The sequence below is a fragment of the Aristophania sp. ESL1100 genome (assembly GCF_058511235.1).
In genome coordinates, this window is sequence record NZ_CP196394.1 from 1104009 (window position 1) to 1122344 (window position 18336).

At 48.1% G+C, this 18336-nt stretch carries 15 protein-coding genes; 7 read left to right on the forward strand and 8 right to left on the reverse strand.

Annotated elements, in window-relative coordinates:
- Positions 1-145: 145 nt before the first annotated feature.
- Positions 146-835 (forward strand): cold-shock protein, encoded by a 690-nt coding sequence (locus ACSYSY_RS05300; RefSeq protein ID WP_491708227.1) that lies wholly within the window; start codon positions 146-148, stop codon positions 833-835.
- Positions 836-938: 103 nt separating this feature from the next.
- Here ACSYSY_RS05300 and smpB read toward each other — a convergent pair whose 3' ends face one another.
- The 4 genes from smpB to ACSYSY_RS05320 are packed head-to-tail and all read right to left on the reverse strand — an operon-like array spanning position 939 to position 3985.
- Entirely contained in the window at positions 939-1436 is a 498-nt protein-coding gene (smpB, locus tag ACSYSY_RS05305) for an SsrA-binding protein SmpB (protein WP_491706546.1), read from the reverse strand.
- 9 nt (positions 1437-1445) lie between these two features.
- Positions 1446-2345, reverse strand: coding sequence for a 4-hydroxy-tetrahydrodipicolinate synthase (dapA, locus tag ACSYSY_RS05310; protein ID WP_491706547.1), 900 nt, complete (start codon positions 2343-2345; stop codon positions 1446-1448).
- A gap of 57 nt (positions 2346-2402) precedes the next feature.
- Positions 2403-3257 (reverse strand): prephenate dehydratase, encoded by an 855-nt coding sequence (locus tag ACSYSY_RS05315; protein WP_491706548.1) that lies wholly within the window; start codon positions 3255-3257, stop codon positions 2403-2405.
- The gene (locus tag ACSYSY_RS05320; protein ID WP_491706549.1) at positions 3248-3985 is read right to left on the reverse strand and encodes a 3-deoxy-manno-octulosonate cytidylyltransferase; all 738 of its coding nucleotides are present in this window, start codon (positions 3983-3985) and stop codon (positions 3248-3250) included. The genes ACSYSY_RS05315 and ACSYSY_RS05320 overlap by 10 nt, the downstream gene beginning before the upstream one ends.
- Before the next feature lie 68 nt (positions 3986-4053).
- Between ACSYSY_RS05320 and ACSYSY_RS05325 the strand changes: the two genes are divergently transcribed.
- From ACSYSY_RS05325 to ACSYSY_RS05335, 3 genes are all read left to right on the forward strand, one after another.
- Entirely contained in the window at positions 4054-4845 is a 792-nt protein-coding gene (locus tag ACSYSY_RS05325; protein WP_491706550.1) for an inositol monophosphatase family protein, read from the forward strand.
- A 100-nt stretch (positions 4846-4945) separates the two neighbouring features.
- Positions 4946-6223: a phosphoglycerate dehydrogenase gene (serA, locus tag ACSYSY_RS05330; RefSeq protein ID WP_491706551.1), complete on the forward strand. Its 1278-nt coding sequence runs from the start codon at positions 4946-4948 to the stop codon at positions 6221-6223.
- 6 nt (positions 6224-6229) lie between these two features.
- A complete protein-coding gene (locus tag ACSYSY_RS05335; protein WP_491706552.1) occupies positions 6230-7735 on the forward strand; it encodes a YifB family Mg chelatase-like AAA ATPase in 1506 nt (501 codons plus the stop codon).
- Here ACSYSY_RS05335 and metC read toward each other — a convergent pair.
- A complete protein-coding gene (gene metC / locus ACSYSY_RS05340) occupies positions 7732-8952 on the reverse strand; it encodes a cystathionine beta-lyase (protein ID WP_491706553.1) in 1221 nt (406 codons plus the stop codon). The two genes, ACSYSY_RS05335 and metC, sit on opposite strands and share 4 nt — an antisense overlap.
- A gap of 89 nt (positions 8953-9041) precedes the next feature.
- Between metC and ACSYSY_RS05345 the strand changes: the two genes are divergently transcribed.
- Positions 9042-9701: an endonuclease/exonuclease/phosphatase family protein gene (locus ACSYSY_RS05345; RefSeq protein ID WP_491706554.1), complete on the forward strand. Its 660-nt coding sequence runs from the start codon at positions 9042-9044 to the stop codon at positions 9699-9701.
- A 9-nt stretch (positions 9702-9710) separates the two neighbouring features.
- Here the strand turns inward: ACSYSY_RS05345 and cls are convergent, their stop codons facing one another.
- From cls to ACSYSY_RS05360, 3 genes are all read right to left on the reverse strand, one after another.
- Positions 9711-11120, reverse strand: a complete 1410-nt coding sequence (cls, locus tag ACSYSY_RS05350; protein WP_491706555.1) for a cardiolipin synthase — start codon at positions 11118-11120, stop codon at positions 9711-9713.
- Positions 11121-11153: 33 nt separating this feature from the next.
- Positions 11154-13355, reverse strand: a complete 2202-nt coding sequence (gene parC / locus ACSYSY_RS05355; RefSeq protein ID WP_491706556.1) for a DNA topoisomerase IV subunit A — start codon at positions 13353-13355, stop codon at positions 11154-11156.
- A gap of 323 nt (positions 13356-13678) precedes the next feature.
- Positions 13679-15505, reverse strand: a complete 1827-nt coding sequence (locus ACSYSY_RS05360; protein ID WP_491706557.1) for a hypothetical protein — start codon at positions 15503-15505, stop codon at positions 13679-13681.
- Positions 15506-15821: 316 nt separating this feature from the next.
- Between ACSYSY_RS05360 and ACSYSY_RS05365 the strand changes: the two genes are divergently transcribed.
- Complete coding sequence (locus tag ACSYSY_RS05365; protein WP_491706558.1) at positions 15822-16760, forward strand: LysR family transcriptional regulator; 939 nt, start codon at positions 15822-15824, stop codon at positions 16758-16760.
- Positions 16761-17113: 353 nt separating this feature from the next.
- Positions 17114-18319 carry an NAD-dependent formate dehydrogenase gene (locus tag ACSYSY_RS05370; protein WP_491706559.1) on the forward strand — a complete coding sequence of 402 codons (1206 nt, stop codon included), beginning with the start codon at positions 17114-17116 and terminating at the stop codon, positions 18317-18319.
- The last annotated feature ends 17 nt before the right edge of the window (positions 18320-18336 follow it).

Here is an 18336-nt window from a genome sequence, read left to right on the forward strand (position 1 = left end):
TTTTCAATTTAGATAGTGACGAAAGAAAAAAGCGTGCTAGTGTGAATTTCGGAAAAGCTCACGGGCTTTCTGAAACAAAAACAAAATGCAGAACGAATCTTTTTCGTTTTGTGCCTTTTATGACCCAGTATCCGGGACGAAACAGTTGAGAAATAATAGAACGGACCGCGGCTCCTATGCTCCCCGCCGCGGCGGATTTGACCGCGATTTTACGAGCCAGCCCTCCTATTTTGACGATCGGGGAGGATACGGCGCACCACGTGGTGGTAGCAATGGCCCTCGCCGCTTTGGCAACAATAGCCGTGGACCAAGCGCCCCTGTAACTCCTATGGGACCAGAAATTGGTGCAACCGTTAAATGGTTCAACACAGAAAGAGGCTTCGGTTTTGTTGGCCTGAGTGATGGAAGCGGAGACGTGTTCCTTCATGCCAATACACTGACTGACAGCGGCCATACGGCACCTGCCCCTGGTACGACACTCGTCGTCCGGATCGGACAGGGACCAAAAGGCCGCCAGGTGGCAGAAGTGCTATCTGTCGACACAAGCACAGCTGAGCTTGCTCCTCCTCCTCGTTCAAGCCAGCCACGCCAGGATCGCTCCTACCCTGCTCCTGACATGAGCAACGCAGAAGAAATGCGCGGCACTGTCAAATGGTATAATGCGACAAAAGGCTTTGGCTTCATCACGCCGGAAAATGGAAGCAAAGATGTCTTCGTCCATGCTTCTGCTCTCGGTCGTTCAGGGCTGAATGCTCTGACAGAAGGTCAGATCACGAACATGAAAGTTGTTCAGGGCAATAAAGGCCCGGAAGCTGTTGAGCTTTCTCTCGCCTGATCGTTTCTCTGCCTGAGACTTTTAAAAAAGACCCCTTGGATGTCAGTCGTCCAAGGGGTCTTTTTTTTAGCTGATTTTATGATCAGAACAATTGTTACCAGACCTATCCGTAATCGCGACCTTTGCTGCGCATTAAACGGGCTTTGTCCCGCTGCCAGTCGCGTTCTGCGATCGCGTGGCGTTTATCTTCTTTCTTCTTCCCTGTCCCCAGCCCCAAAGTGACCTTGGCCAGTCCGCGATCATTAAAATGAATATCCAACGGGACCAATGAGGCACCATCTTTCGTGATAGCCCCGATCAGCTGGTTGGCCTGCTTTTTATGTACGAGCAATTTCCGCGGAGCGCGCGTTTCAAAACGTGACAAAACCCCTCCCTGATATTCAGGGATATAGGCATTCAAAAGCCACAGCTCGCCATTGCGTTCAGAAGCATAAGCCTCAGATAATGTCGCTCTTCCCAATCGGAGGCTTTTAACCTCGGGTCCTTTCAGGACAATTCCTGCTTCCAGTGTCTCTTTAATGGCATAATTAAAGCGCGCTTTGCGGTTCTGGGCGACAACCCCATGAGAGACCATACCTCCTTTTGTTTTTTTATTCGTCATAGATCTCTCTTAATCAAGAAGGTCCAGATTTCTCAGAGCTTCATCAACCTGTCTTTGTGTCGCTTCAGTTGGCTCACATAGAGGCAGACGAAGGACCGGTTCACAGAGCCCCAGACGCGACAGCGCATATTTTACCGGGCCGGGATTTGCCTCGACAAACATGGCATTATGCAAGGGCGTCAAACGGTCCTGAATATCAATTGCGTCCTGCACCCGTCCTTCCTGCCAGGCCAGATGCATATCTGCACAAAGATGAGGGACAACATTGGACGTCACACTGATACAGCCATGCCCTCCCGCTGCCAGAAATGAGATAACCGTATTATCCTCACCTGAAAGCTGATTAAAGGTCTCTCCAGCAAGCCTTCTTACCTCGATGGGACGTGAGAGATTCGCCGTCGCATCTTTTGTCCCGACAATATTGGGATGTTGTGCAAGACGCTCAACAGTCTGAGGTGTCAGATCAACAACGGACCGGCCAGGGATACAATAGAGCCACAAGGGAATCGAAACAGCATCAGCAATCGACATAAAGTGCCGATAAAGCCCTTCCTGTGTCGGCTTATTATAATAAGGGACGACAACAAGCAGTGAATCTGCTCCAACAGACTCCGCATGTTTTGCCATTGCAACAGCTTCGCTCGTGCTGTTGGACCCGGCGCCTGCCATCACTTTAACGCGTCCGTTCGCTATTTTAACGCATTGTTCAATGATCTGGCCATGTTCCTGGTGAGAAAGGGTCGGGCTCTCACCGGTTGTCCCGGCCGGAATGAGGCCAGTCGTTCCCCCTTCAATCTGACGTTCGATCAGACGGGTATAGGCAGCCCCGTCAAGGCTCCCATCTTTTTTGAATGGCGTTGCCAGAGCCGTGAAGGAACCACGGTAAATATCATTAATTGTCTGTCCCATAATTGTCTGGCCTTATTTTCGTATCTTGATCTGATTTCCAGGAGGAGAGATTCCAGTTTATACAAGTTTCTCTCGTAAAGAGCTACGAGGGTAAACGCCTAAAATGCGCAAATCAGCACAGAGCTCTTTCAGCTTTTTGAGAGCTTTCCCGGTATTTTCCTGAAGAGGCGCCCCCTCAATATCCATCAGAAATTGCGTTGCTGTAAACGAGCCATCGAGCATGTAGCTTTCAAGACGGGTCATGTTGATCCCCTCCTCATAAAAACATTCCAGTGCTTTCAGAAGAGCGCCCGGCTTGTTGGGAACCTGAATCAGCAAGGTTGTCATACAATCAGACAGTTCGGTCTGGCTGATATCACTCTCTGCCTGCTCATCCTGACGGGCTACACGATAAAAACGCGTTGTATTATGAGCCGCATCTTCAATATTTTCTTGCAGAACCGTCAGACCGTAAAGCTCTGCTGCCAGAGTGGAGGCAACAGCCGCGTCCTCTTTCCTGTTCCAGGAGGCAACCAGTTCAGCCGCGCCAGCTGTATCGAATTCTGCCACCGGCTGTAAGTGATGTTTCTTTACAAAGACCCTTATCTGCCCCAGAGCGACAGGATGCGTGTGGACAGATTTTATATCGGCCATGGTTGCACCCTTAACCCCAAGCAAAGCATGCTCAACGCGTTGAAAATGCTCACCAATAATTTTCAAGCCTGATTCAGGAAGCAGAGTGTGAATTTCCGGCACACGTCCGGCAAGCGAATTCTCGCAAGGTAACAGGGCCTCCTGCGCGTCCTCCTGTTTAACAGCCTCTATTGTTTCCAGAAAGGTTCGGCAAGGAAGGGTTTGCCAACCAGGACGCGCAGAACGACAGGCGAGGTCAGAATAGGCACCAGGGCGCCCTTGAAATGCAATTACAGGCATGAGGCTGTCTTTCTTGCCATCATCAGATCCTTTTCCACATCAACGCCGATCGGTGCTTTGTCTATGGCGCAACATCCAATCATCATACCATCCTCCAGGGCGCGCAATTGCTCAAGCTTTTCTCTTTGCTCCAGCAATGAGGGAGGCAATATCACAAAACGTGCAAGGGCTTTCCGGCGCCAGGCATAGAGCCCCACGTGATGCCACAAATCCCCCTCTCCCCATGGCACAACCTGACGGGAAAAATAAAGTGCCCGTGCAACATCAGATTGGTCAGAAAACGCGCAGGCCACTTTTACAACTGAAGCCTCACGCCTCTCTTCAGGCTCCGTAATGGGAGCCACCAAAGTCCCTAAGGAAATGCGTTCATCTTCCAATGGCTTTAAAACCTTTGATAAATCACCGGGATTCATAAAAGGAAGATCACCCTGAAGATTGATAACAACGTCATGATGATGTGAAGGGTCACACTCTTCCAGGGCTGCCCAGACCCGGTCTGATCCACTTGGCAGGGACGGATCTGTCAGGACGGCCGTAACGTCTCTGATATGGGCAACGGCTTCAATAATTTCACGATCACCCGCGGCAAGAATAACAGGCCCCAGATCAGCCTCAAGGGCACGCCTGAGAACGTGCTCAATCATGGGCAAACCATTAATATCAACCAAAGCCTTGCGCGGGAGACGTGTTGAGGCCAGTCTGCTTGGAATCACAATAACAGGACGCATAAACCCTTCTTGAGACCGTAACTGCGCCAGAGACGCTCATAAACATCATCAATGAACAGGCTTTTCTTATGAAACACCATGATCCTGATTATCTGGCGGCCATTGCCATAGAATGTGCAGAAGCTGCGAAAAAATGTGTTACCCCTTATTTCAGAACGAATCTAGCCATTGAATCCAAAGGCGATGACAGTCCGGTTACAAAAGCGGACCGTGACGCTGAACAGGCAATGCGCGCCATCCTTCATAAGGCCTTCCCTCATCATAGTATTCTGGGGGAAGAAACAGGACAGGAAGGAGACCTGTCAGCAGAATGGCTCTGGATTCTGGACCCTATTGATGGAACCCGCTCTTTTGTAACAGGGCGCCCCAGTTTCTGCACGCTGATTGCCCTGTTCCATAAAGGGACTCCTGTCCTCGGCCTGATCGACCAACCCGTGACAGAAGAAAGATGGTTGGGGATGGAAGGACAGAAGACTCGCTTTATATCGTCCCGCTTATCAGGACGTGTTGGAACAAGACGATGTGCTTCCTTGAAAGAGGCAGAGCTCTCATGCACATCGCCCGATATTATCCGCCCCGATTATCTGCCCCGCTTTAATAGCCTCAAAAAAGAGGTCAGCCGTACGTCATGGGGGGGAGATGCTTATGGCTACGGATTACTCTCTCTCGGCCTGATTGATATCATTGCCGAAGATACGTTGAAACCATGGGACTGGGCCGCACTGGTCCCCGTTATTAAAGGGGCTGGAGGAAGCATCACCGATTGGAACGGTCATGAGCTGACCCTTCAAAGTGATGGTTCTGTCCTGGCATGTGGAAATCCTGATCTGGTAGGCGATTGTGTAAAAGCCCTTTCCTGATCTGAAACTATCCTTTAATTTATTGCCAACTGGTCGAGACAAATTTGGTTATTGATCTCCTCAGGTTCTTATGAACCATCTTTAAAGGACGGACTGACATATGAGCTCCACCCTAGAGCAGCAACTTTCACTGCCCAAAAACAAGATTCGCATCCTGCTTTTGGAAGGGATTGCCCAAAGTGCTGTGACTTATCTCAATGAACAGGGATACAGCGAAGTCACGCTTTTGAAAAAAGCCCTTGAGGGTGAGGCTCTGAAAGAGGCCCTTAAAGGTGTCCATATGGTGGGTATTCGCAGCCGCACCCAATTAACCAGGGAGGTCATTGAGTCTGCGGACCGGCTTATGGCGATCGGGTGCTTCTGCATCGGGACCAATCAGGTTGATCTTAATGCCGCCCGCATGGGGGCTATCCCCGTCTTTAATGCCCCATACAGCAACACCCGGTCAGTGGCGGAACTGGTCATGGGCGAAATTGTCATGCTGCTTCGGCGGATTCCTTCCCGTTCTGTTGATTGCCATAATGGTGGCTGGCAGAAATCGGCTGAAAATGCCTGGGAAGTCAGAGGGAAGACCGTCGGTATCGTCGGTTATGGCTCAATCGGCTCACAGCTTTCAGTCCTGGCTGAATCTTTTGGCCTGCGCGTCATTTATTATGACATTGTGCCCCGCCTTCCTCATGGAAATGCCGTTGCTGTTGCCAGCCTGGAAGAGCTCCTCGCACAATCGGACATTGTTACGCTGCACGTCCCACAAACACCGGGAACCAATAATCTGATTGGTGAAGCCGAAATCAGGGCTATGAAACCAAACAGCATCCTGCTCAATAACGCACGCGGTAATGTTGTTGACGTTGACGCTCTTGCACGGGCCTTGAAAGACGGACATCTTATGGGAGCTGCTGTTGACGTTTTTCCGGTAGAACCCAAAAGCGCCCAGGAAAAATTCGTCTCTCCTCTGCAGGGGTTGGAGAATGTCATTCTCACACCCCATATTGGCGGCTCTACCATTGAAGCACAGGAACGCATCGGCGTTGAAGTCGCACGGAAGCTTGTTGACTATTCAGACGTCGGGTCGACCCTGGGAGCCGTCAACTTCCCCGAAGTCCAGCTGGCGGAACGCCCTGGTGGGATGCGCTTTATGCATGTCCATACAAACCGGCCCGGCACATTAAGCCACATCAACGATATTTTTGCACAGGCCGCCTGTAACGTTACGGCCCAGTTCCTTCAGACTGATGGTGAAATCGGTTACGTTGTCGTGGAAGCTGAAGCCTATGATGGGCAGAATAAGTCTGAAATTGAACAGGCAATTCTTGAGAAGCTCCGCAATTTGGAGGGGACACTGCGTACACGCCTTATCCGGGCTGTTACCTGCTGAGAGACAATGAACTCTGGAGCCCCCTCTCCCAGTCTCGCCCGGATTCAGAGCTTTGCTTTTTCCGGGATAGAGGCTGTTCCAGTAACCGTTGAAGTCCAGATATCAACGGGGCTTCCCTCTTTTCTGGTCGTTGGCATGGCCGACAAGGCTGTGGGAGAAGCAAGGGAGCGTGTCAGGGCAGCACTGGCCGCAATGGGGCTGGCCCTGCCAGCCAAAAGAATTCTTGTTAACCTGACGCCTGCTGATCTTCCCAAGGAAGGGGCTCATTTTGACGTTCCCATTGCATTGGGACTTCTTGTTGCCATGGGAGTCATCCCTTCAGAAAGCATCATTGATTATGCCGCAATTGGCGAGGTTTCCCTTGATGGAAAGCTCAATCCTGTCAATGGTGTTTTATGTGCCGCCCTTGGGGCCGCTATTCTTGATCTCGGCCTGATCTGCCCACAGGCACAAGGCGTTGAGGCGCGGTGGGGACACCCTGATATCAGTATTCTGGCAGCGGATAGCCTGCTCGCACTTCTAGCCCATTTCAGAGGCGAGCAGATTCTCTCCCCTGTTCCTGAACCAACAGGTTATGAGCCCGATTATGGGCCTGATCTAGCTGACGTCAAAGGCATGCAGGTCGGGAGGCGTGTTCTGGAAATTGCGGCAGCTGGCGGTCATTCCCTTTTAATGAGCGGCCCTCCCGGAGCGGGGAAGTCCATGTTGGCCAGTCGCCTCCCGGGGATCCTTCCTGACCTTACCCGAGAGGAAATGCTTGAGACCAGCCAGATCCATAGTATCAGCGGGTTACTGGAAGCCGGTAGGCTCGTCATCCGCCCTCCCTACCGGGCGCCACATCACAGTGCCAGTCTTCCTGCGCTCATTGGTGGGGGCGCAAAAGCCAGACCAGGGGAAGTTAGTCTGGCTCATAATGGAGTTCTTTTTCTCGATGAGCTTCCTGAATTTTCCCGCTCCTGCCTGGAATCTCTGCGACAACCTCTTGAAACAGGAAGCGTTTCCATCGCAAGGGCTGCACGACATGCGACCTACCCTGCCCGGTTTCAATTTATAGCTGCCATGAATCCTTGCCGTTGCGGCTATCTGGGCGACAGCGAACGTGCCTGCCATAAAGCACCACGCTGTGCCAGTGAATATGGGTCCCGCATTTCAGGCCCCATGCTTGACCGCATAGATTTACGCGTGGAAATCAAGCCTCTTTCCCCTCTTGAAATCAGCCGCGCTCCCAAAGGGGAATGTAGTGCGGTTGTAAGGGAACGTGTGTGCAAGGCCAGAGAACGGCAATTAAAGAGGCAAAATATGTGCAATGCTCTTGCCTCTCCTGAAAATTTTGATCTTAACGAAGAGGCACAGCTCCTGGCAGAACAGGCTGCCGAAAAGATGCGCCTTTCCAATCGCGGGATTACGCGACTTTTTCGTGTAGCCCGCACAATTGCTGATCTGGCTGCCGCTCCGTCAGTCAGGCGTCAGGATATTGCTGAGGCGTTAAGCTACCGCCTCAGAGGCTCTTAATTCTTTTTATCATTTCTTAAATAATTCAGTCCTTTTTCGAGGTCTTTTCGCAGATCTTCGTAATCTTCCAGTCCGATCTGGAGACGGAACGCCGGGTTGGATGACACGCCATTTTTATAAGTGCGTGTAATGGTTCCCTGAGTTGGCAGAACCAGACTTTCATAGCCACCCCAGCTTGCCCCTATCCCGAAATATTCCAGTTCATTCAGCATGTTTTCCATCGCTTCTGACGAAATATCAGAGTGCAGCTCGACACCAAAAACACCTGCTGCCCCTGTAAAATCTCTCGCCCAGAACTCATGACCGGGACAGTCAGGCAAGGCAGGGTGACGCACACGTGCAATTTCAGGACGGGTTTTGAGCCATTTTGCAAGCTCCAATGCTTTCTGGGACTGTGCTTCCAGCCTCAAGGCCATGGTTCTGATCCCTCTCAAGGTTAGCCAGCAATCATCAGGACTGGCGCAAAGCCCCATAAAGATGGCTTCATCACGCAAGCGTTTCCAATCCTGGTCATTTGCCACTGTAATCGCACCAAGAATGATATCCGAATGGCCAGCAGGATATTTCGTCAAAGCCTGAATGGATACGTCTACTCCATGCTCAAACGGACTGAAAGCCCCTATTCCCCACGTATTATCGAGAAGAAGCTTTGCTCCATTTTCATGCGCTATCCGTGCAATCATCGGGATATCCTGCACCTCAAAGGTATGGCTGCCCGGGCTTTCGGCAAAGATAACGGTCGTGTTGGGTTTTACGTGACGTTTCAGCTCTTCCTCTGAGCTCAGAGGAGGATAAAAACCGGTTTCAATACCAAAACGTGACAGTGTTCTAAGCGCAAAGCGTCGTGTCGGTCCATAAACAGAATCCGGCAAGAGAAGATGATCGCCGGCCTTGAGAAAAACCTGCAAGGCAAATGTGCAGGCCAGAAGCCCGGATCCCACAAGCTGGGTCTGCGTTCCTCCTTCTATTCTGGCAATCAATCTCTCAAGCGTAAACTGATTACTATTGCCCATGGCACCATAGGTCAGCTCATGATCATAACGGCGTGATTCATTGGCGTTAAGAGCTTCTATCGTGGGGAAGAGGACCGTTGATCCGCGCGTCAAGGGATCATTGACAAAATTACCGTCACTAGTGGGTTTCTTCCTGCCTTCATGGGATAAAATAGTCGCCAGATGGCTCCAGCCTTTAGCTTTTTGATTCTTATTTAAAGACATTTACGCTAACCTTTCCCGAGACATGCATTTATTATTTCTTCTCATAGAGAATATGATTTATCATGCTCTTTTTATTTCTATAGAAAAAAATGATGTTTCACAAAACCAGACCTTCTTCTAATTCTGCACCTTCCCTCACAATTGTAAGCTGGAATCTTTTGCATAAAGAAGGTGCAACGTTGGAAGATATCGTTCTTCTCATACGTGTCACAAAACCGGATATTTTATTGCTGCAGGAAGTAAAACCGGGGATAGACCTGCTTCCGACCCTCATTGGGGGGCATTATGCCCGCACAGTTCCTGAAGGGAGGCCTCACGGAGCAGCCTGCTGGAGTCATATGGCTTTTCCCGATCCTGTTTTATTATCACTTCAGCCTGGTTTATGTGCACATCGCTCTGCACAACTTCTTCAATTTGAAGCCGGTTTTGGGCTATTTTCTATTGCCAATGTCCATCTTTCCCATGGCCCGATGCTCAATCGCAGGCAGTTGCGTCTAATACGCGGCCACTTAACTGAGCGCGCAATCATTATGGGAGATTTTAATATTGTCGGCCCGACTCTGTTAAAAGATTTCAGTGATATTGGACCACGAGAAGGCACCCACCGGATGCTCAATCACATTCCCTTACGGCTTGACCGCTGCCTCGTTCGCGGCTTCGGGCGCCTGCAAGCCCGCACTTTGCCACGTTTTGGCTCTGATCATCGCCCTATCCTGGTGCGGCTTGAACCAGAGACGATAAGTCCCTGAAAGTCTGTCTTACAGATACGGCAAAAACAATCTGAAAATGGCATTTCGCAAATTAACGACCAAAGGCCATTTTTTATAAGCCTCTTTCGTCAGTCTTTCGTGAGCATGACGTTTCATAAAAGTTTCGAGATGAGAGGCGAGATGTTCATCATAGATCTCTATATTAACCTCGAAATTAAGTCTTAAAGACCGCCTGTCCAGATTAGAACTGCCGACAAAACACCATTTACCGTCAACGGCCATCAGTTTTGAATGATTAAAGGGCGGCTTTCCCAGCCATATATGGCACCCTGCATCAACGAGGCGAGGAAGACACGCATCACGAGCGTAATCCGTCATTCTATGATTGCTTTCTCTGGGCACAAGAATATTAACGTCGATGCCTCTTAACGCAGCCAATCCCAATTCTGTAGAAAACCGGCTGTCAGGAATAAAATAGGGAGACATAAACCATATCTCCTTCCGCGCCAGAATAATGGCCTGCAATATGGTATATTCTATTTTTTCAAGATCAGAATCCGGCCCGGCCGTTACAACACGTGCTGGCACTGTTCCCTTTATTTGTGGTGTCGGAAAATAAAGAGGGCCGATTAAAGGCTCATTGGTTGTAAACATCCAGTCTTTGGCAAACGCTTCAGTCAATTGCTGGACCACCGGCCCTTCAAGACGAAAATGTGTATCGGCAACAGGCTCTTTCGCTGGCTGACGCAGGAGATTTTCCGCTCCTATATTCAGCCCCCCCATAAACCCTATGGCTCCATCGACCACCAGAATTTTCCTGTGATCTCGCATATTGATAAAGGGCATCCGCCATGGCAGGAATGAATGCATAAACCGGGTACAGCTTATGGCCTTGTTATGAAGCGCATGCAGAATACGGCTATAGAGATAGCCACTCCCGATCCCATCGACCAATACACGGACTTCCACACCGCGCTTTCTGGCGTCTGCCAAAGCGTCTACAAAGCGTTTTCCTACGCAATCATCACGAAAAATATAAGAACATAATAAAACAGACTTTTTCGCCTGATGAATGGCTTCCAGCATAACGGGATAGGCATTATCTCCATCATGAAGGCATTTAACGGTATTTCCGTTCAATAAAGGGCGCCCCGTCAGCCGGTCGAGCATCTGGGCAAGGGGAATAAACTGCCTATCAGGCATGTGCCGCAATTCCTTAAGCGGCATATCCTCTTTTATAATCTCGGGTTCCATCAATTTCTGGGCCCGTCGTTGAACACGATTGATCCCAAGCATCAGATAGAGCGCTGTGCCAAAAAAAGGCATCAACCAGCAAACCCCGATCCACCCGGCCGCGGCTGCCGGGTCTCTTTTTGTAAGCAAAATATGAATCGTCGCACTAACCGAGAGAATAAACCCTATAAAACCTGAAACAGTCAGTAGCGCGATATGAGACATAATCCTCCCTTACATTTCACCTTTTTAAAATGATTATTTTCTCAGCATCCATTGTGGCGCCAATTTACCCGTAGCACCACGGCGTGAAAGATAGGGCAGCAAGTCAGAAGTCGGTCTCACCCTTTGTCCCTCTTTCCACAATAGCCCTTCTTCAAGGTTAAAAAGCCTGACGGTCTTCAAACGCGCATCACCTAATTTCTGCAATGAAACGCCGCGCCCTCTATTCATCTCGGGCACCTGCTCTGCGGGGAAAACAAGCGCCTTTTTATTCTCTCCCAGACATAAGATGTGGCTTCCTTCATAGTGAATACAAGAGAGCAGTTCCTCTCCTTCATCAAGATTAAAGACCTGCCGCCCCGTTCTCTTCTCGGCCGATAGGTTGCGCACAGCAACAACCATTCCTCGCCCTTCCCGGCTGGCCAGGAACCATTTTTCATCTTCTGCGCCCAAAAGAAACAGAGCGATCGCCAGATCATCCTGCGCCAGATCGCATAATGTTCTGATTGCCTGCCCAAACCCTCTACCACCAGGCAGGTCAGAGACCTTGATTGTATAAGCGCGCCCCGCTTTTCCCATAAGGCACAGTCTGTCAGTCGTCTGGCACTCAAGAACAAACCCTGATTCATCACCCTCCTTAAATCGGAAAGTCTCCGAGTCAACGTTATGTCCTTTAATCGTTCTGATCCACCCTTCTTTTGAAAGCAGAACCGTTACGGGCTCTTTTTCCGTTTCCAGAATCAGGGACGTATCAATTTCAGCCGGCGGCTCAGAAATCGTCGTACGACGTGGACCATATGTTCCCTCTGAAAAACGTTTTTCAAGGTCGCGCAGACGGCCCGCAATATTTTTCCAGCGTTTCTTCTCTGACCCAAGCAACGCTTCAAGAGAAGCCTGCTCTTTTCCTAAAGCGTCACGCTCACGCCTTAATTCCATTTCTTCCAGCTTGCGAAGCGAACGCAGACGCATATTTAAAATATATTCAGCCTGAAGCTCCGTAAGAGCAAAGATATCTATCAGGGCCTGTTTGGGATCATCATCTTCTCTGACAATACGAATGACTTCATCAAGATTGAGATAAACAAGCAGGAAGCCGTCAAGGATCTCACAGCGTTTCAGAACCGCCTCAAGGCGGTGCTGGGAACGGCGCACCAGAACAACATGAATATGATCAAGCCATGAACTCAGGACGTCTTTCAGTGACATGACACCAGGGACACGTTCTTCATTGAGAACATTCATATTCAGGCTGAAACGGCTCTCAAGCTGCGTATTACGGAAAAGCGTCTCCATCAGAAGTTCCGGATCGCATTGCCGGGTTTTTGGCTCCAGGACGAGGCGTATATCCGTCGTGCTCTCATCACGAACGTCACTCAGCAATGGTAACTTCTTTTGTTCCATCAGGCTGGCAATCTGCTCAATGAGCTTGGATTTCTGCACCTGATAGGGAATTTCCGTTACGATAATGCTCCACGTTCCACCCCGTGCTTTTTCCACATTCCAGCGTGCTCTGGTTCGGAAAGAGCCACGTCCTGTTTCATAAGCCTGCAAGACGGCCTGACGGTCTTCAACCAATATTCCCCCTGTCGGAAAATCCGGCCCAGGCAAAACCGTCAGTAACTCACTGATCGCAATAGACGGATTTTCGATAAGCATCTGGGCAGCGCGATAAATTTCCGCCGCATTATGAGGGGGAATATTTGTCGCCATTCCCACGGCAATTCCAGCAGCCCCATTGGCCAGAAGATTGGGAAAGAAACCGGGAAGAACAACAGGTTCCTGATCTTCATTATCATAAGTCGGGCGAAAATCTACCGCGTCATCATGAATCCCTTCAAGCATGACTTTGGCAACTTCAGTCATACGGCTTTCAGTGTAACGCATGGCCGCAGCTCCATCACCATCAATGGAACCAAAATTCCCCTGCCCTTCGACAAGAGGGTATCGTGCCGCAAAATCCTGGGCCAGACGCACCAGCGCATCATAAACAGAAGCATCACCATGAGGATGAAATTTACCAATAACATCCCCGACCACACGGGCACATTTCTTGAACCCTGAACTCGGGTCAAGTTTGAGCTGCTGCATGGCAAAGAGCAGGCGACGATGAACCGGTTTCAGACCATCCCGCACGTCAGGCAGAGATCGCGACATAATTGTTGATAACGCATAGGCCACATAACGCTCACTCAGAGCTTCTGCCAAACGCGTATCCTCTATATGACCTGCCTGATCCATACCCTGACACTTCCGCCTTGTTTTTTCGTAAAGAACGCTATTTTAAACGAGTGATGACACGTGTCCAGAGGCAAAGCTCAGCTAACAACGCACTATAGTCAGGCGGAATCATAAACTTAATTCAGCTTTCTTATAAATATAAGGAACAAATCACTCCATTACATTCCTAAACATAAATATTAATAATTAATTCTCAAAATGTTAGAGATCTTTAATTATATTATTGAGATTAATCAATGTAATCTTAATGAGTTATGTAAATAATGTCCATCACAAACGTTACTGGCACTATTTCAGAACAATAGTGCCAGTTACAAAATAACTTATTCTTTCGGCAGTTCATTCAGCTTCAGAATAGCCGTCTGGAAACGCGTAGCATCAGCAGGAGCAAGTTGCATCCAATCACTATCAGTTAAGAGCGCGGCCGCTTCAGTATATTGTCCATTTGTAATCAACTTACAAACGTCTCCATAGTCGTCTACAAAATTTCCAGGCAAAGCACCCGGCATTTTATGATGTTGGTCAGAATAATCAGCATCTGCCAACGCCACAATGAAATCGGAATTATAAATTCCCATTTTCTCTGCTTCTAGAGATGCCGTGTAAACAGTATAGGAAAAATCATCTTTAAAGAATTGATCGATCTGTTTCTGAGTGATGATATCTCCTTCCTTTAGATGATCCCCCGTTACGACCTTATGATTTATTCCAACTTCAAGATTCCCCTTAGAATCCTGATGAACAATATTTGAAGAACCTAATTCCTGACTTAATTGTTTTTCAAAAGCCTGTTCACGATACTGAACCGCATCTGAAGATTGGAGGAAGTAAGAACGCAATTCGGGCACCGTTCGTGCGTTAATATTTACCTGATTATAGGCATCGTTATATTCATCTTCTGATGGTGCACGATGAGCAGCCTGCATCATAATATTGGGCAGTTTCTCATTTACGACTTCTTTAATGACATCATATCTGACCTGTTTGTAACTTTTCCCATCATTAAATTCATCCTGGAACTGCCCCAGTAATGAATCAGACATCGTACTATGGGGGTCGTCCATTATATCGCCCATTATCCTGTTAAGGAGATCTTTTGTTTCGGCACCATGTGCCATATCATATACAACCTCTTTTCCACTTTTCCCTGCTTTGATTTCATCCAGATATGGGGTGGTATCATGGCTTACCACACTATTTCCCAGCATCGTCTCCATCTTATCGTTCAGATAAGAGCTCACTGTCTGATCAATTATTTCTGAGTGAACTTTATTCCAATCCAGACCATCAGCCAGATCATCCTGGTAGCCTCTGACACGCAGATACGTTGCAGCAGATGCATCCCCGGTCATATAGGTTATTGAATCTGCAATTTTATTTTCAACGTCATCACTATAAGCAATATCACGCCTGATATCTGTTGAGTCTTTTCCTGCCTGTAATTCCTGATGATAATATTTCATTTGTGCATCAGTAGGGGAAGCACCTGTCATTGATTGGACCAAATTGCTTAAATAGCTATTAACCTCATTACTATTCGCTATATCATTATAGACCTCTTTCCAGTCTTTCCCATTTGCCAATTCAGACTGATATTGAGCAACGAAGGAATCCGTAACATGCGAGGAATCCCCTGTCATTGTCGCCACAGCATCTTTAATCTTTTGTGCTGCGTCCTGGTCAGGATCGATACTCTTTTGAAACGAAATATTCTTAAGACTCTCGCCACTCATATGGTCATGGACCGATAAAGGTTTATAATCGTGGCTCAGATGACCTTCATGACCGGCATGTAAACTGGAGGTTACGCCTTTTCCTCCTATAAGACTGTCAGCCACGTTATGTAATGCTGCGTGTTTTTCCGATTCAGTGGCATTTTCTGACAGACGTGGTAATTTTAAATTCGAATGAATTGAGCTGCCATCACTCTTTGTCGCAAAAGCACGCTCTGAGATAGAACCTTCCTTTCCTGCTTTTTCAAAAGAAGATTCCCTGCTCTTCTCAGAACCGGGCAGAAAGTCCTTTGCATGATGATCTGAAAAAGAATAGCCTGAGACCTTATGTTCTCCTGACACGCTTCCATGAGCAGGAGTTACATGGGTAGTTCCAGTGTGACTATGTGCTGGGAACAATACGTGAATATCACTCATTGAATAAATACTACCTTCATTAGAGTTGAAAAATATGTTACGCAGAGACAAATATTAAGCTTAATAAAAACACTTAATATTTTTATTATTAAGTAACGCTCAATTGAGGCAATTATATGTTTTATACGTTAGTATGATTATTTATTTTAATAAAATATTATATTTTCCCAAAACAGGTCATAATTTTAGAAAAAACTCTCATCTCCTGTAACATTAAGAGATTTATACGAATTTTTGATATCTCCTTCCCATCGCTCCAAAAGGTGAAATCTGTTAATATTTCCCATCGAACATCACTGGCCTAAAGAGACAAGCGATGCTGATCCGACATCTGAAGTTTTTTGTAACGCTCGCTGAAGAGCAGCATTTCAGTCATGCAGCTGAAATATGTTGTGTGACGCAACCGACTCTTTCCCAGGCTATCCGTAAACTGGAAGAAGACCTTAACATAGCCCTTATTGTCAGAGGCCATCGTTTTGTCTCCTTAACGCCTGAAGGTGAAAAGGTTCTGCATTGGGCACGCCAGATTCTCTCCGACTATGAAAGCCTTCGCGATGATCTGAACAATAAGAACCAGGAAGGGCTGAAAGGCACGTTGCGCCTTGGCGTCATTCCTGCTGCCATTCCATCTGTTCCGTTTCTTTCCAGATTGTTTGCTGCGCAGAATCCGCTCGCTCATATTGAAATCCATGCCATGTCATCGCGCAGTATCGAAAAAGCACTTGAGCATTTCGAAATTGATGGCGGCATTACCTATCTCGATAACGAACCGCTTGAACATGTTAGAAGCTTTCCCCTCTATCACGAACATTATGCCTTCGCCTGTCGGAAAGACCATCCATTAGCCAACCAGGAAAGCATCAGTTGGGCCCAGGCTGCAAAAGAGTCTTTATGCCTCTTATCCATTGATATGCAGAATCGCAGAATCATGAACGGCATTGCCGCGAGTATAAGACTTGAGCTTTCCCCCCGGATTGTCAGTAATTCATTCCTGGGAATCGCTTCCCATATCCGTTCAGGTCAATGGTGCTCCATTGTCCCTCGTGCGTTCAGCCTCATTTTTGATGCAACGGGCGATATCACCATGGTCAGGATGGAAAAACCCGTTATTGAACAGACCATCGGTCTTGTCCTGGTAGATCGTATGCCTCAGTCGCCCATGGCCATCGCCCTCCAGAACTGTGCAAAGCATGCAAACATCGAAGAACAGTTTGAAGCAGGATACGCACAGACAATCAGTAAAAAAGAAGCATAATTCTTCCTGAATTATACGTAACCAATACGCCTTATTTGTGCCATTATTTATCACACAAAAACGTTATCTATCATCTATTTATTCCAACCAGTCATGATTTTTATTGATAAAACCATCATTACAGACTTTGCTATCAAAATTACCTATAGATCGATAAGAAACTCCCATTAGATCAGCCTCAAACGCAAAGTGTATCTTCCAACTTGTCTCAAAAGACACCTCGTTTACTCAGAGGCATCCAGAATAGAACTCCAAGATATTATCCGGATATTCTAATAATTTATCCGAATTTTCTCTAAATTTATTAATGGGGTAACTACTGGATGCCTCCAGACAGAAAGAGTTTTCTTATTATGGCTAAAGTTGTCTGCGTTCTTTACGATGATCCCGTTGACGGTTACCCCACCTCCTACGCTCGCGATAGTTTGCCCGCTGTTAAGGACTTCCCCGACGGACAGAAATTGCCGAGCCCCAAAGCAATTGATTTCAAACCTGGCACCCTGCTTGGTTCGGTTTCAGGTGAATTAGGTCTTCGCAAATACCTGGAATCAAACGGCCACGAACTCGTTGTAACATCATCAAAAGATGGTCCGGACTCTGTTCTGGAAAAACATCTTCATGATGCCGAGGTTATCATTTCACAGCCTTTCTGGCCTGCTTACCTCACAGCTGACCGGATTGCCCGTGCTCCTAAACTGAAACTGGCTCTGACAGCTGGTATCGGTTCAGACCACGTTGACCTTCAGGCTGCTATCGACCGCAAAATCACAGTTGCAGAAGTCACTTACAGTAACTCTCACTCAGTTGCTGAACATGTGGTCATGACCATGCTTGCTCTCGTCCGCAACTACCTCCCATCCCATGAATGGGCTGTAAAAGGCGGATGGAATATTGCTGACTGCGTAGAACGTTCCTATGACATTGAAGGTATGCATGTAGGCACCGTTGCAGCCGGTCGTATCGGTCTGCGCATCATGCGCCTGCTGAAACCATTTGATGTTCATCTGCATTATACAGACCGCAAACGTCTGCCTGAGTCTGTTGAAGAAGAACTGAACCTCACATGGCACCCCACACGCGAAGATCTTTATCCCGCTTGTGATATTGTCACATTGAACTGCCCTCTGCACCCTGAAACAGAGCATATGATCAATGAGAAGACACTGAAGCTCTTCAAACGTGGTGCCTACCTGGTCAATACAGCTCGTGGGAAACTCTGCGACCGTGATGCCGTTGTCAGCGCTCTTAAATCGGGTCAGCTGGCCGGTTATGGTGGCGACGTATGGTTCCCGCAGCCTGCTCCGCAGGATCACCCATGGCGCACAATGCCTCATAATGGTATGACGCCTCACATTTCCGGGACGTCTCTGTCAGCTCAGGCTCGTTATGCCGCTGGCACACGTGAAATCCTTGAATGCTATTTCGAGGGACGTCCTATCCGTGACGAATATCTGATCGTTGACGGGGGCGCTCTGGCCGGAACAGGGGCACGCTCTTACTCCAAGGGTAATGCAACTGGCGGTTCAGAAGAAGCTGCTCGTTTCAAAAAGATCAAATAACACGGTTTGGTCCGCAC

Bases quoted from the DNA above. Each gene is read 5' to 3' on its own strand.
- ACSYSY_RS05345 (WP_491706554.1), top strand. From the start codon at position 9,042: ATGATGTTTCACAAAACCAGACCTTCTTCTAATTCTGCACCTTCCCTC.
- ACSYSY_RS05320 (WP_491706549.1), bottom strand. From the start codon at position 3,985: ATGCGTCCTGTTATTGTGATTCCAAGCAGACTGGCCTCAACACGTCTC.
- parC (WP_491706556.1), bottom strand. From the start codon at position 13,355: ATGGATCAGGCAGGTCATATAGAGGATACGCGTTTGGCAGAAGCTCTG.
- ACSYSY_RS05315 (WP_491706548.1), bottom strand. From the start codon at position 3,257: ATGCCTGTAATTGCATTTCAAGGGCGCCCTGGTGCCTATTCTGACCTC.
- ACSYSY_RS05325 (WP_491706550.1), top strand. From the start codon at position 4,054: ATGAAACACCATGATCCTGATTATCTGGCGGCCATTGCCATAGAATGT.
- serA (WP_491706551.1), top strand. From the start codon at position 4,946: ATGAGCTCCACCCTAGAGCAGCAACTTTCACTGCCCAAAAACAAGATT.
- ACSYSY_RS05335 (WP_491706552.1), top strand. From the start codon at position 6,230: ATGAACTCTGGAGCCCCCTCTCCCAGTCTCGCCCGGATTCAGAGCTTT.
- cls (WP_491706555.1), bottom strand. From the start codon at position 11,120: ATGTCTCATATCGCGCTACTGACTGTTTCAGGTTTTATAGGGTTTATT.
- dapA (WP_491706547.1), bottom strand. From the start codon at position 2,345: ATGGGACAGACAATTAATGATATTTACCGTGGTTCCTTCACGGCTCTG.
- ACSYSY_RS05360 (WP_491706557.1), bottom strand. From the start codon at position 15,505: ATGAGTGATATTCACGTATTGTTCCCAGCACATAGTCACACTGGAACT.
- smpB (WP_491706546.1), bottom strand. From the start codon at position 1,436: ATGACGAATAAAAAAACAAAAGGAGGTATGGTCTCTCATGGGGTTGTC.
- metC (WP_491706553.1), bottom strand. From the start codon at position 8,952: ATGTCTTTAAATAAGAATCAAAAAGCTAAAGGCTGGAGCCATCTGGCG.
- ACSYSY_RS05370 (WP_491706559.1), top strand. From the start codon at position 17,114: ATGGCTAAAGTTGTCTGCGTTCTTTACGATGATCCCGTTGACGGTTAC.
- ACSYSY_RS05365 (WP_491706558.1), top strand. From the start codon at position 15,822: ATGCTGATCCGACATCTGAAGTTTTTTGTAACGCTCGCTGAAGAGCAG.